This window comes from Streptomyces atriruber, from assembly GCF_001418325.1.
Classification (GTDB): Bacteria; Actinomycetota; Actinomycetes; order Streptomycetales; family Streptomycetaceae; genus Streptomyces; species Streptomyces atriruber.
The window spans coordinates 1-13,987 of record NZ_LIPN01000032.1 but is presented as its reverse complement, the minus strand read 5'-3'; the positions used below and the strand labels follow the sequence as shown (position 1 = coordinate 13,987).

10 protein-coding genes and 2 pseudogenes are annotated in these 13,987 nt (G+C 71.3%); 7 read left to right on the top strand and 5 right to left on the bottom strand.

The genetic code is table 11. The features are described 5' to 3' along the window. The 4 genes and pseudogenes from AOK03_RS04110 to AOK03_RS04095 all read left to right on the top strand — a co-directional run. A pseudogene (locus AOK03_RS04110) lies at window positions 1–255 on the top strand (hypothetical protein); the annotation flags it as partial. Between the two features lie 101 nt (window positions 256–356). Next, on the top strand, window positions 357–1,976 hold the full coding sequence (locus AOK03_RS04105) for a multicopper oxidase family protein (protein ID WP_055563756.1): 1,620 nt from the start codon (window positions 357–359) through the stop codon (window positions 1,974–1,976). 167 nt (window positions 1,977–2,143) lie between these two features. Beyond that, window positions 2,144–2,953 carry a DUF4190 domain-containing protein gene (locus tag AOK03_RS04100; protein ID WP_063792416.1) on the top strand — a complete coding sequence of 270 codons (810 nt, stop codon included), beginning with the start codon at window positions 2,144–2,146 and terminating at the stop codon, window positions 2,951–2,953. A gap of 46 nt (window positions 2,954–2,999) precedes the next feature. After that, entirely contained in the window at window positions 3,000–4,760 is a 1,761-nt protein-coding gene (locus AOK03_RS04095; protein ID WP_055563754.1) for an NAD+ synthase, read from the top strand. Here the strand turns inward: AOK03_RS04095 and AOK03_RS04090 are convergent. The 4 genes from AOK03_RS04090 to AOK03_RS04075 form a co-directional block, all read right to left on the bottom strand. Then, entirely contained in the window at window positions 4,726–6,000 is a 1,275-nt protein-coding gene (locus tag AOK03_RS04090; RefSeq protein ID WP_079074461.1) for an MFS transporter, read from the bottom strand. The two genes, AOK03_RS04095 and AOK03_RS04090, sit on opposite strands and share 35 nt — an antisense overlap. A gap of 146 nt (window positions 6,001–6,146) precedes the next feature. Next, window positions 6,147–7,175, bottom strand: a complete 1,029-nt coding sequence (locus AOK03_RS04085; RefSeq protein WP_055563753.1) for an endonuclease/exonuclease/phosphatase family protein — start codon at window positions 7,173–7,175, stop codon at window positions 6,147–6,149. A 186-nt stretch (window positions 7,176–7,361) separates the two neighbouring features. Beyond that, window positions 7,362–7,997 carry a TetR/AcrR family transcriptional regulator gene (locus tag AOK03_RS04080; RefSeq protein ID WP_055563758.1) on the bottom strand — a complete coding sequence of 212 codons (636 nt, stop codon included), beginning with the start codon at window positions 7,995–7,997 and terminating at the stop codon, window positions 7,362–7,364. A 72-nt stretch (window positions 7,998–8,069) separates the two neighbouring features. After that, a complete protein-coding gene (locus tag AOK03_RS04075; RefSeq protein WP_055563752.1) occupies window positions 8,070–9,668 on the bottom strand; it encodes an MFS transporter in 1,599 nt (532 codons plus the stop codon). Between the two features lie 191 nt (window positions 9,669–9,859). Here AOK03_RS04075 and panB point away from each other — a divergent pair, with 191 nt between their 5' ends. The 3 genes from panB to AOK03_RS04060 all read left to right on the top strand — a co-directional run bounded on the left by panB (window position 9,860) and on the right by AOK03_RS04060 (window position 12,741). Next, window positions 9,860–10,744, top strand: coding sequence for a 3-methyl-2-oxobutanoate hydroxymethyltransferase (gene panB, locus AOK03_RS04070; RefSeq protein ID WP_055563751.1), 885 nt, complete (start codon window positions 9,860–9,862; stop codon window positions 10,742–10,744). Window positions 10,745–10,894: 150 nt separating this feature from the next. Then, the gene (locus AOK03_RS04065; protein WP_055563750.1) at window positions 10,895–11,917 is read left to right on the top strand and encodes an ATP-binding cassette domain-containing protein; all 1,023 of its coding nucleotides are present in this window, start codon (window positions 10,895–10,897) and stop codon (window positions 11,915–11,917) included. Next, window positions 11,914–12,741: an ABC transporter permease gene (locus AOK03_RS04060; protein WP_055563749.1), complete on the top strand. Its 828-nt coding sequence runs from the start codon at window positions 11,914–11,916 to the stop codon at window positions 12,739–12,741. Before AOK03_RS04065 ends, AOK03_RS04060 begins: the two co-directional genes overlap by 4 nt. Here AOK03_RS04060 and AOK03_RS04055 read toward each other — a convergent pair. After that, window positions 12,742–13,987, bottom strand: a pseudogene (locus tag AOK03_RS04055) (AfsR/SARP family transcriptional regulator); the annotation flags it as partial.

The window sequence follows — 13,987 nt, the reverse complement described above, 5'->3', positions numbered from 1 at the left end:
GCCCCCGCCTCTGTCTCCGCCCCCACGCCCGCTCCCGCTCCCGACTCGCACGGCGGCATGGCGATGGATCCGCTGTCCGTGTGCCTGGCGGTGCTGGGGGCGTTCACGCTCCTCGTGCTGGTGCGCGCCGGGCTGCTGCGGCCGGGCGGGACACTCACCCGTCTGCCCGTGTCCGGACGGCTCCTGCACGCCCTGCGGCCCGACCCGCCGCCGCCTCGCATACTCCTCTCCCGTCTGTCGGTGCTGCGCATTTAGGCCTGCGCACCGGCTGCTTCGTGCTGCCCGCGTCGAGCGGTGCACCAGAAGCAGCAGATGCGCCCATCTGCACGCACCACACGACGAGGTGTCACTCAGTCATGCGTAAAAATGCTTCTCCGCGCGTCCCCTCGCGGCGCTCCGTGCTCGGCGCCGCTGCCGCGGTCGCGGGGACGGGAATCCTGACGGCCTGTTCCGACGCGGGCCCGGGCGGCCGGGGCGATCACGGCGGCGGACACGGCCAGGGCGGGGCGTCCGGCCCCGAGGGATATGTGGATCCGGCGGGCAAGGAGGTCGCGGCCGCCGAGAAGGAGCGCGGCCGGGGCGGCCGGACCCGCGAGGTGCGGCTGACGGCCGTGGAGACCAAGGTCGACCTGGGCGGCCCCACGGTCAGGACGTGGGCGTACGGGGACCGGCTCCCCGGCAAGGAGGTCCGCGTCACCGCGGGCGACACCCTCGCCCTCACCCTCGCCAACCACCTCCCGCGGGCCACGTCCCTGCACTGGCACGGCATCGCCCTGCGCAACGACATGGACGGCGTCCCCGGCCTCACCCAGCAGGACATCAGGCCCGGGGCGGACTTCACGTACCGCTTCGCGGTGCCGCACCCGGGGACGTACTGGTTCCATCCGCACTCCGGCACCCAACAGGACCGCGGTCTGTACGCGCCCCTGATCGTGGAGGACCCGAAGGAGCCCTTGAAGTACGACAAGGAGTGGGTGATCGTCCTCGACGACTGGGTCGACGGAGTCGACGGATCGACCCCGGACGCCGTGCTCGCGGAGCTGAGCAAGGGCATGGCCGACCACGACATGGGAGGCGACGACTCCGGGGGCCACGGCGGCCACGACATGTCGAACATGTCGAGCTCCGCTGCCGGCTCCGGCCCGTCCCGCATGATGATGGGCGCCAAGAGCGACCTGCTCGGCGGCGACGCGGGCGACGTCGCCTACCCGCACTACCTGGTCAACGGGCGTACGGCCGAGGCGCCTTCGCAGTTCCGCGCCCGCCCCGGCGACCGCATCCGCCTGCGCATCATCAACGCGGGCGGCGACACGGCGTTCCGCGTGGCGCTCGGCGGCCACGAGATGACGGTGACGCACACGGACGGCTTCCCCGTGCGGCACGCGAAGACCGACGCGCTGCTCCTCGGCATGGGCGAGCGGTACGACGTGCTGGTCACCGCCGAGGACGGCGTCTTCCCGCTGACCGCGCTGGCCGAGGGCAAGAAGGCGGCGGCACTCGCGGTGCTGCGCACGGGCGGCGGGGCCCCGCCGACGGCGTCGACCCGCCCCGACGAGCTGAAGGGCCGCCTCCTGACGGCGGACAAGCTACGGGCACACGAATCCGTCGCCCTCCCCTCCCGCAAGCCGGACCGCACGATCGGGCTCCGGCTGACGGGCGGCATGGCGGAGTACGACTGGGCGTTCGACGAGAAGCCCTACGCCCCGGGACAGCGCCACCCCGTCCGCGCGGGCGAGCGCGTCCGACTGACCTTCGCCAACGCGACCTCGATGTGGCACCCCGTCCATCTGCACGGCCACACCTTCGCCCTGGCGGGCGTGCGCGGCGGCCCCCGCAAGGACACGGCGATCATCGTGCCGAACGGCAGCCTGTCGGTGGACTTCGATGCGGACAACCCGGGCCTGTGGATGATCCACTGCCACAACGTGTACCACGCGGAGGCGGGGATGATGACGGTGCTCGGCTACCGCGCCTGACGGGTAGCTCCACAGGCCGGACCGCGCGGGCGGTGCTCCTGGACCCCGTCCCGGAGCACCGCCCGAGCTCCCCGCAGAAGTGGGCGCTCTCGACGGGAAGAGGGAGAATGTCGGCATAACTCCCGCAGGCCGCCACCTGACCTGCCCCTTCCCGGAGGGGCCCTGCCATGACCACTCCCGGCTCCCCTACCCCACCACCCCAATGGGGGCAACGGCCGCCGCCACCGCCGCAGCCGCTCCGCAACGGCCTCGGCGTCGCGTCCCTGGTGCTCGGCATCATCGGCGTGCTGTGCGGGCTGATTCCGCTGCTGTTCTGGGCCGCGGGCATCCTCGCCGTCCTGGCACTGGTCTTCGGCTCGATCGGTATCGGGCGCGCCCGCAAGGGCCGGGCCGACAACAGAGGGATGGCGATCTGGGGCACCTCGCTCGGGGCGGTCGCCGCGGTCCTCGCGGTCATCGGGCTCGCCATCACCGTCTCGGTCGTCAACGACACGGTGGACGAGCTGCACAGCACGGGCGGCAAGAAGGAGTCGTCGGCCGCGGCAGACGAGACGGCCGGACGTCGCGCGGAGAGCGGCTCCGACGCCCTGCGGTTCGGGGAGGCGTTCACGTACGACGACGGTGTGAAGGTGACCGTGTCGCGGCCCGCCCCCTACCAGCCGGGGCCCTACGCGGTGGGCCACGCCCAGGGCAAGATGGCCCTGACCGTCAGGATCACCGTCGTCAACGGCTCGGACCAGCCGGTCGACCTGGATCTGACCACCGTCACCTTCAAGGACGCCGACGGCGCCGCGGCGGAGAAGGTCTTCGACGGTGATCTGCCGAGGGAGCTCGCCGGACGGCTGCAGCCCGGCAAGCAGTCCGTCGCCACGTACGCCGTCAGTCTCCCCGCCGACGCCGCACGCACCCTGGAGGTCCAGGTCGAGCCCGGTGTGCTCAGGTACGACAGCGAGAGCTGGGCGGGGCCCGTGAGGTGACCTGCCCGACAGGCCATCGCGTCGCTCTGACGATTACACTGATTTCGTGCCTCAACTACGCCTCGCTCTGAATCAGATCGACTCGACCGTCGGCGATCTCGCCGGGAACGCCGAGGCGGTCGTCCACTGGACCCGGCACTCCGCCGAGCAGGGGGCGCATCTCGTCGCGTTCCCCGAGATGGTGCTGACCGGGTACCCCGTCGAGGACCTCGCCCTGCGTTCGTCCTTCGTCCAGGCCTCTCGGGACGCGCTGCGCGCGCTCGCCGAGCGGCTGCGGGACGAGGGGTTCGGGGAGCTGCCGGTCGTCGTCGGTTATCTCGACCGCACCGAGGAGGCCAAGCCGAAGTTCGGGCAGCCCGCCGGGGCCCCGCGCAACGCGGGCGCCGTGCTGTACCGCGGCGAGGCCGTCCTGACCTACTCCAAGCACCACCTCCCCAACTACGGCGTCTTCGACGAGTTCCGCTACTTCGTACCGGGCGAGACGCTGCCGGTCGTGCGCGTGCACGGCGTCGACGTCGCGCTCGCCATCTGCGAGGACCTCTGGCAGGACGGCGGCCGCGTGCCGGCGACCCGCAGCGCGGGGGCGGGGCTGCTGCTCTCCATCAACGCGTCGCCGTACGAGCAGAACAAGGACGACCAGCGCCTCGAACTCGTGCGCAAGCGCGCGCAGGAGGCCGGGTGCACCACCGCCTATCTCGCGATGATCGGCGGGCAGGACGAGCTGGTCTTCGACGGCGACTCGATCGTGGTCGACAAGGACGGCGAGGTCATCGCGCGCGCCCCGCAGTTCGCCGAGGGCTGCATCGTGCTGGACCTGGAGCTGCCGGCCGCCGCGCCCGTGCCGCCGTCCGGCACCGTGGACGACGGGCTGCGCATCGAGCACGTCACCCTGTCGGAGGAGCCCCTTCCCGCGTACGAGGGCGAGCTCACCGGCGGGTACGCCGAGCGGCTCGACGACGACGAGGAGGTGTACTCGGCGCTGGTCGTGGGACTGCGCGCGTACGCCGCGAAGAACGGTTTCAGCAGCGTCCTGATCGGGCTGTCCGGCGGCATCGACTCCGCGATCACCGCCGCCATCGCGTGCGACGCGCTCGGCGCGCAGAACGTGTACGGCGTCGCCATGCCGTCCCGCTACTCGTCGGACCACTCCATCGGCGACGCGGAGGAACTGGCGCGGCGCACCGGCCTGAACTTCCGGACCGTGCCGATCGCGCCGATGTTCGACGCCTACATGGGCTCGCTCGGCCTCACCGGTCTCGCCGAGGAGAACCTGCAGTCGCGGCTGCGCGGCACGATGCTGATGGCCCTCTCCAACCAGGAGGGCCACATCGTGCTCGCGCCGGGCAACAAGTCCGAGCTCGCGGTCGGCTATTCGACGCTCTACGGCGACTCCGTCGGTGCGTACGGCCCGATCAAGGACGTCTACAAGACGGCGATCTTCCGGCTCGCGAAGTGGCGCAACCGCGCGGCGCAGGAGCGGGGGCAGACGCCGCCGATCCCGGAGAACTCCATCAGCAAGCCGCCGAGCGCCGAGCTGCGCCCGGACCAGGTCGACACGGACTCGCTCCCGGACTACCCGGTCCTGGACGGGATCCTGGAGCTCTACGTCGACCGGGACCAGGGCGCCGACACGATCGTGGCCGCGGGCTACGACCGGGAGCTGGTCACCAAGACGCTGCGGATGGTGGACACCGCCGAGTACAAGCGGCGGCAGTACCCGCCGGGGACGAAGATCTCGGCGAAGGGGTTCGGCAAGGACCGTCGCCTGCCGATCACCAATCGGTGGCGGGAGTCGGCTGCTGGCTGACGCATTCGCCCGGTGACGGAGCTGCGGGCCGGTGGGGGCTGGTCCCGCAGTTCCCCGAGCCCCTTACGGGGCTCGGCACCGCCGCCACCGGCGCCCTCCGCAGATCGACCAGGTACGCCACCCCCGCCACCGCGAGGCCGAGGACCGCGAGGAGGGCGCCCGTCACCGCGGGGGACGTCACGCCGAAGCCCGCGGCGAGGGCGAGGCCGCCGATCCAGGCGCCGCCCGCGTTGGCCAGGTTGAACGCCCCCTGGTTGGCGGAGGAGGCCAGGGACGGGGCGGCCGCCGCCTTCTCCATGACCATGAGCTGCAGCGGCGAGCCCGTCGTGAAGGCCGCCATGCCGAGCAGGACGACCGCGACCGCCGCGCTCCACCCGGCCGTCATGAGCAGCGGGAAGAGGGCGAGGACCACGGCGAGGGCGATGAGGCCGCCGAACAGCGTGCCGCGCAGGGAGTGGTCCGCGAGGCGGCCGCCCAGCAGGTTGCCCGCGGTCGCGCCCACGCCGAACAGCGCCAGGAGGAGCGTGACGCTGGACTCGGCGTAGCCGGCCGAGTCCGTCAGCATCGGGGTGATGTAGCTGTACGCCGAGAACAGCGCGCCGAAACCGGCGACGGTCGTGCCGAGCGCCAGCCAGACCGGAACGCTGCGCAGGGCGCGGAGCTCGCCGCGCAGGCCGGTCGCGTCGCCGTGGCCGTGGTCGGCGGGGACCAGGAGGACGAGCGCGGCGATGGCCGCGAGTCCGATGACGCTCACCGCGAGGAACGTGGCGCGCCAGCCGAGCTGCTGCCCCATCGCCGTGGCGACCGGCACGCCCACGATGTTGGCGACGGTCAGGCCGAGGAACATCAGGGACACCGAGCGGGCCTTGCGCTCGGGTGCGACAAGCCCGGTGGCGACGACCGCGCCGACGCCGAAGAACGCGCCGTGCGGCAGTCCGCTGAGGAAGCGCGCGGCCATCAGCAGGTGGTAGTCGGGCGCGGCCGCCGACAGCGCGTTGCCGACCACGAACAGCACCATGAGGCCGATCAGGACGCGGCGGCGCGGGAGCTTCGCGGTGACGGCGGCGAGCAGCGGGGCGCCGATGACGACGCCGAGCGCGTACGCGGAGACGAGGTGCCCGGCGACGGGGATGGAGATGTCCAGGTCGTCGGCGACGTTGGGCAGCAGGCCCATCATCACGAACTCGGTCGTGCCGATGCCGAAGGCGCCCACGGCGAGGGCGAGCAGGGCCAGGGGCATGAAGAAGTACCTTCCACGGAACAGGAGCGGTGCGGAGAGACAGAGAACCCGTAAGTTTACTTGCGGAACAAAGTCCCGCGCACCGAGTATTCCGTGTGGGCGGATCAGCCCGGGATCAGTGAGGTCACGTACGGACGACGCGGGCGTTACGACGAGAGGTCGACCCGCGCCGCGATCGGCAGGTGGTCGCTGCCCGTCTTCGGCAGCGTCCAGGAGGAGACCGGCTCGACGTCCTTGACCATGATCTGGTCGATGCGCGCCATCGGGAACGACGCGGGCCAGCTGAAGCCGAAGCCGTCGCCCGCCGCACCTTGCGTGGACCGCAGCTGCGAGGTGACCGCGTTCAGCGCGCGGTCGTTCATCGTGCCGTTGAGGTCGCCGAGCAGGATGACCTTGTCGATCTTCTCGTCGGCGATGGCCTCGCCGAGGGCGTCGGCGCTGTTGTCGCGCTGGTTGGCCGTGAAGCCCGCGTCGAGCTTCACGCGCACCGACGGCAGGTGCGCGACGTGGACGGCGACCTCGCCCTTGGGCGTGGTCACGGTCGTGCGCATCGCGCGGACCCAGCCCAGCTTGATGTCGACGGGCCGGGTGTCGGACAGCGGGTACTTGCTCCAGAGGCCGACGGTGCCCTTGACCGCGTGGTACTTGTACTCGCCCGCCAGCGCCTTCTCGTACACGGGCACGGCGGCCGGGGTGAGCTCCTCCAGGGCGACCACGTCGGCGCCGGAGGCCGCGACGTCCTGGGCGGTGCCGGTCGGGTCGGGGTTGTCCGCGTTCACGTTGTGCGTGGCGACGGTGAGGTCGCCACCGGTGCCCGACTTGCCGGTGATCAGGCCGCCGAACGAATTGACCCAGATGATCACCGGAAGGAGCAGCGCGACGAGCGCGGCGGCGGACTTGCGGACCACCGCGACGACCAGCAGCACCGGGATGAAGAAGCCGAGCCAGGGCAGGAAGGTCTCGGTCAGCGAGCCGAGGTTGCCCACGTTGTTCGGGATCTGCGCGTGGAAGAGCATCACCAGCGCGAGGAAGACCGCGAGGCCCGCCGTCACCAGTCCGCGCCGCCAGATGCCCGGGTCGCCCCGCCAGCCCTGGAGCAGGCGGCGGAACCGGGACCCGGGACGCTCGGGTCCCGAGCCGCCGTCGTCCGTCTCCGTCATATACGCCTGCGCCATGCTCTCGTCGCCTCACTGCCTGCCGTGCACACCGTCTGTCCCGCCCCTGAAACCCTAGGCGATGATCCGGTGTCGTCCCTGCCGTCCACGACGGCCGTACAGGCACCAGGACGAATGAGGCGTCGCGACGGGTTCCTGATCAGCGGCGGAGAGCCTCCTCTGTGACGAAATGCGCATAACTGCGAGTCAGCGCGCGGGCGGCCGCAGCCCTTCGAGGACCGTGTCGACGATCCGCTCCGCGAGGTGGTCGTCGAGCGGGGCGCCCGGCCGCAGGATCGTACGCAGCAGCATGGGCCCCACGAACAGGTCGTTGGCCATCTCCAGGTCGACGTCCGCGCGCAGTTCACCGTCGGCGACGCCCTGGCGCAGCACGTCGAGGATGATGCGGCGGCGGGGCGCGACGACCGTCTCCTGGTAGGCCTCCGCCAGTTTGGGCAGCGCCTTCATCTGCGCGAAGACGTTGTGCAGCAGGGCCGAGGAGCGCATGGTCAGGCCGCGGCGGCGCAGGCTCTCCAGGATGCAGACGAGGTCGTCGCGCATCGAGGTGCCCGGCCGCTCGGGGTCGGGCTCCTCGAAGGCGCGCATGACGTCGACGAAGAGGGCCTCCTTGCCGTCCCAGCGGCGGTAGATGGTGGCCTTGCCGACGCCGGCGGTGCGGGCGATCCGCTCTATGGACAGCTCGGTGAGGGAGACGCCGTCCTCCAGGAGCCGCACGACGCCCTCGATGATCGCCTGCTCCACGGCCTCGCTCCTGGGCCGTCCCCGGCCGTTCCTGGCGAGGGGCGGTGCCTCCGCCGCGTGCTCGCCGCCCGCGACCCGCACGCGCTTTTGGACCACGTCGTCTCTCCCTCTCTCCGCGTCGGCCGCCCGGCCGGCCGCCGGGCCGATTCTGCCTCAGCGCCCGGCGGCGCCCACCGGCTCGTCCGTTTCCTCCTGCGGGGCGGCGTCCGGGGGCGTCCGTCCCGGCAGGAAGAGGAAGACGACCAGCGCGCCGAGCACGGCGACACCCGCGCCGCACAGCGCCGTGACGTGCATGGCGTGCAGGAAGGAGTCGTTGGCCGCGGAGACCAGGGGTTCGCCCCTGGGGCCGAGCTTCGCCGCGACGCCGAGGGTCGCCTCGATGGACTCGCCCGCGGTGTGCCGCACCCCTTCGGGCAGCACGGCCAGCTTGTCCTCGACGCCGTTGCGGTACGCGGTGGACAGCACGGAGCCGAGGACCGCGATGCCGAGGGCGCCGCCGACCTGCCGGAAGGTGTTGCTCAGCGCGGACGCGGAGCCGGCCTTCTCGCGCGGCAGGGCCTGCATGATCACGACGCTGGTGGGCGTCATGACGTGCGCCATGCCGGTGCCCATCAGGAAGAAGACGACCTCCAGGAGCCAGATCGGGGTGTCGGCGTCGAGCAGCGTGAAGGCCGCCAGGGTCGCCGTCAGCAGGAGCAGTCCGCCGGTGCACACGGCCCGTACGCCGAAGCGGTCGACGACGAGCCGGGCGCGCGGCGCGAAGATCAGCTGGGCCACGGCGAGCGGCAGCATCAGCAGGCCGGTCTGCAGCGGCGAGTAGCCCCGCACGCTCTGGGTGTAGAAGACCGAGAAGAAGGTGACGCCCATCAGCGCGAAGAAGACGAGCGCTATGGCGGCGATCGCCGCGGAGAACACCCGGTTCTTGAAGTACGCGATGTCGACGGAGGGGTGGTCGCTGCGCTTCTCGTACAGCACGAAGCCGACCAGCACGACGAGGCCCGCGACGACGGTGCCGAGGACGGCCGGGTCGGTGAAGTCGGCGAGCTGGCCGCCCTTGATGATGCCGTAGACGAGCAGGACCAGGCCGACGACGGAGAGCGCGACGCCGAAGAGGTCGATGCGGCCGGGCGCGGGGTCGCGGGAGTCGGGCACCAGCCAGGTCATCAGGGCCAGGGCGACGATCACGATCGGTACGTTGATGAGGAAGACCGAGCCCCACCAGAAGTGGTCGAGCAGCACGCCGCCGGTGATGGGTCCGATGGCGATGGCGAGGCCGACGCCGCCCGCCCAGATGCCGATGGCCTTGGGCTGTTCGTCGCGCTCGAAGACGTTCATGAGGACGGCGAGGGTGGCAGGCATCACGAAGGCGGCGCCGAGGCCCATCACCGCGCGGAAGGCGATGAGCTGGACGGGCGAGCCCGACATCGCGGCGAGCGCCGATCCGATGCCGAAGACGACGAGGCCGCCGAGCAGCACCTTCTTGCGGCCGAGCCGGTCGCCGAGGAGGCCCGCCGTGAAGAGGAGGCCCGCGAAGACGAGCGTGTAGGCGTTGATCGCCCATTCGAGCTCGCTCTGGGTGGCGCCGAGGCCGGTCGGTTCGGGGGTGGAGATCGTCTTGATGGCGACGTTCAGGATCGAGTTGTCGAGTACGACGATCAGCAGGCTGAGCATCAGCACCCCGAGGATCGCCCACCGGCGCCGGTGGACGGCTTCCGGTACGCGGGGCGGGGTGGGTATGGCAGGGGAAGACATGAGAGCAGCGTAAATCCATTTCGATACGAGACCGTCTCGTATTGGAAATCCTTGCCGAACGGTATAGACCCGCTTTACCCGATCGGCATCACAGGGCACCGCACTAGCCCCGGAGCGGCACGTGGTGCCACCATGGAGGTGATCCGGGGACGCCGTCAGGGCGCCTCGAGATGACAGAAGGAGCCGTTGCGATGACGCAGCTCTCGGCTGCCCAGAAGAGCACCGACGCCCCGCAGAGCCCCGACAGCAGCAAGGCGCTGTACGGCGGCAAGGGGACCCGGCGCATCACCGTGCGCGACATCACCGCCGCCAAGGAGCGCGGCGAGAAGTGGCCCATGCTGACCGCCTACGACGCGATGACCGCGTCCGTCTTCGACGAGGCGGGCATCCCCGTCATGCTCGTCGGCGACTCGGCGGGCAACTGCCACCTCGGGTACGAGACCACCGTGCCCGTCACCCTCGACGAGATGGCCGTGCTGTCCGCGGCCGTCGTACGGGGCACGAGCCGTGCCCTGATCGTCGGCGACCTGCCGTTCGGCTCGTACCAGGAGGGCCCCGTCCAGGCGCTCCGGTCGGCGACCCGCCTGGTGAAGGAGGCGGGCGTCGGCGCGGTGAAGCTGGAGGGCGGCGAGCGCTCCCTGGCACAGACGGAGTTGCTGGTCCAGTCCGGCATCCCCGTCATGTCCCACCTCGGCCTGACCCCGCAGTCCGTGAACACCATGGGCTACCGCGTGCAGGGCCGCGGCGACGAGGCCGCCCACCGGCTCCTCAACGACGCCAAGGCCGCGCAGGACGCGGGCGCGTTCGCGGTCGTCCTGGAGCTGGTCCCCGCGGAGCTCGCCGCCGAGGTCACCCGCTCCCTGCACATCCCGACCGTCGGGATCGGCGCGGGCTCCGACTGCGACGCCCAGGTGCTGGTCTGGACGGACATGATGGGCCTGACCGGCGGAAAGATGCCGCGCTTCGTGAAGCAGTACGCGGAGCTGCGGGGCGTCATGGCCGGCGCGGCGAAGGCGTTCGCCGAGGACGTCGTCGGCGGCGTGTTCCCGGCACCCGAGCACGCGGTCCACCGATGACCGCCTGAGACCAATGCGGCACCACGGCAGCCCGTCGATCTTCCCCCGTCGACGGGCTGCCGCTTCTCCGCGGGCGCCGTCCACCGGGTGTCGGGCCGCCTGTCGGTGGGATGTCGGTGGTTTGTCGGTGGCCTCTGACACCTTGGGGTCATGAACCGAATCGACATGAACCCCGGCGGCGCAGGGAGCGCGGTCACCGTAAGGGGACTGGTCAAGCACTACGGCGAGACCAAAGCACTGGACGGCGTGGACCTCGACGTGCGCGAGGGCACCGTCCTCGGCGTCCTCGGGCCCAACGGCGCGGGCAAGACCACCCTCGTGCGCTGCCTGTCCACCCTCATCACCCCGGACGCGGGCTCCGCCGTGGTCGCCGGGTACGACGTGGTCCGTCAGCCCCGCCAGCTCCGCCGCGTGATAGGCCTCACCGGTCAGTACGCCGCGGTGGACGAGAAGCTGTCGGGCCGCGAGAACCTGTACATGATCGGGCGGCTGCTCGACCTGTCCCGCAAGGAGGCCAGGTCCCGCGCCGACGGTCTCCTGGAGCGTTTCTCGCTCACGGAGGCGGCCAAGCGCCCCGCGAGCACCTACTCCGGCGGTATGCGCCGCCGCCTCGACCTCGCCGCGTCGATGATCGGCAGCCCCTCCGTCCTCTACCTGGACGAGCCGACGACCGGCCTCGACCCCCGCACCCGCAACGAGGTGTGGAGCGAGGTCAAGCGCATGGTCACCGACGGCGTGACGGTGCTGCTCACCACCCAGTACATGGAGGAGGCCGAGCAGCTGGCCTCCGAACTGACGGTCATCGACCGCGGCAAGGTCATCGCCAACGGCGGCATCGACGAGCTGAAGGCGAAGGTCGGCGGCCGCACCCTGCGCATCCGCCCGGCCGACCCGCTGGAGCTGAGCCCGCTGGCGAGCGCCCTCGACGACCTGGGCCTGACGGGCCTCGCCACGTCGACGGTGGACGCCGAGTCCGGCACGGTCCTCGTCCCGATCCTCAGCGACGAGCAGCTGACCGCCGTCGTCGGCGCGGTCACCGCGCGCGGCATCACCATCGGTTCGATAGCCACCGAACTGCCCAGCCTGGACGAGGTGTTCCTGTCCATCACCGGCCAGAAGGCCAGTGCCCCGCAGGACGCCCGCCCCAGCGAACTCGAGGAGGTCGCCGTATGAGCGCCACCACTCTCACGGCCCCCCTCAAGAAGGGGGAGGCGGACGCCCACATCGGCCTGCGCGGCCACGTCCGGCACACCGGCGCGCTGGTCCGCCGCAATCTGCTGTGGATCCGGCAGGACCCGGAGTCGATGTTCGACGCGGTCCTGATGCCGATCGTCTTCACGCTCCTGTTCGTGTACGTCTTCGGCGGCTCCATCGGCCAGGCGCTCGGCGGCGGTCAGGACCAGTACGTGCAGTACGTGGTGCCCGGCATGATGGCGATGATGAGCATGAACATCGCCATGGCCGTCGGCACCGGCTTCAACCAGGACTTCCAGAACGGCATCATGGACCGCTTCCGGACCCTGCCGATCGGCCAGGGCTCGGTGCTCTTCGCCAAGATCGTGGTGGAGCTGATGCGGCTGCTCATCGCGACGACGATCATGATGATCGTCGGTGTCCTGGTGGGCTTCGACATCACGAACTGGGGCGGCCTGTTCGCCGCCGTGGGCCTCTCCGCCCTGTTCGGCACGTCCATCATGTGGATCTTCCTGGTCCTCGGCGTCTCGATGAAGAGCGCCCAGTCCGTGCAGGCGATGGGCTTCCTGGTCCTGATGCCGCTGCAGTTCGGTTCGTCGATCTTCGCGCCGACCCAGTCGATGCCGGGCTGGCTGCAGGGCTTCACCGACTACAACCCGCTCTCCTCGCTCGCGGACTCCGCGCGCGGCCTGATGGTCGGCGGGCCCGTCGCCCACGACCTGTGGGTGACGGTCGGCTGGTCGGTGGCGCTCACGGTGGTCATGGCGCCGATCGCGATCCACAAGTTCCGCACGAAGAACTGATCACCGGGTCGCTTCGCCCCACGCGGCGCACAGGGCGGTGGCCTCCTCCAGAGGGAGGCTGCCGCCCTTCGCGTACGCCGCTTCGTACGCGTCGTCCCCGAGCACGGCGCGGGACCGCGCCTCCGCCGCCTCGCGGATCTCCCGCTCCATCGTGTTCGCGAAGTGCTCCGGCGGCAGTTCCCGGTCCGCGAGCGCGAGCAGCCGCGCGGCGTCGTACGCGCGATCCCCGTCGCCGTACCCGGCCGACGCCATGGCGACGACGGACAGATGGACGGAGACCATCTGCGGGGCGACGATCCGCGACAACGGGTCGAGAGCCTTCTCGAAGGCCTCGCACGCCGTCGCGAGGCTCTCGACGTGCCGTCCGTCCAGCGCGTCCAGCCAAGCCGTGATGCCGAGCACGGAGCTGTCGAAGATCGCGTATCCGATGCCGTTGAACTCCAGGCGCAGCAGCCGCAGTTGCTCGCGCGCCTCGTCGAGGCGGCGGCAGCGGCCCAGCGCCAGGGCGTAGAAGAGCCGGGCGGCGGGCATCGCGTCGCCCGCACCGTGTCGGCCGGGGTTCTCGAGGACCTCCCGCAGCAGCCCCTCACCTCTCTCGAAGAGGTCCCGCTGCTCCGGGGAGTCCGTCAGGATCGAGCCGAGCCGGGCCTTGAGCAGGGCCACCTGGCTCTGGGCACCGAGCTGTTCGGCGTACCCGACCGCGGCCTCGTAGTCCGCCATGGCCGCCGCGAACTCGCCGCGCCGCTCGTGCGACTCGCCCCGTGCGGCGAGCGCCTCGGCGATGCCCCAGACGTCACCGAGCCGCCGGAAGCCCTGCAGCGCCTCGTCCGCGTCACGGATGGCGTCGCCCGCCCAGTCGGTGCGGTTGGCGAGGATGTTGGCCCGGGTCTGGAGGGCGGCGGCGAGCTCCCACTCGTACCCGAGGGCACGGCAGGCGTCGACCGTCTCGGCGAGGGTGGTCTGCAGCGCCTCCATGCCGCCGCCGAGCAGCACGGCGAAGAACCAGAGGTTGCCGGGTGTCCGGCAGGTCTGCGGGAGGCCGGGTCGGTAGGCGCGCCTGATGCCCTCCAGCTTCGTCGCCGACTCCGGCGACTGCCAGTCCAGCCGGTCCATCTCCATGCAGGAGAGGAGGAGCAGATGCACCTCGCGGCGGGCCTCCACGAGCACCTCGGGGCTCATCGGCGGGGGCGCGTCCGTGCACGACTCGTACAGCGGGGGTGCGGGAGCGACGGGCGGGGCGAAGGGG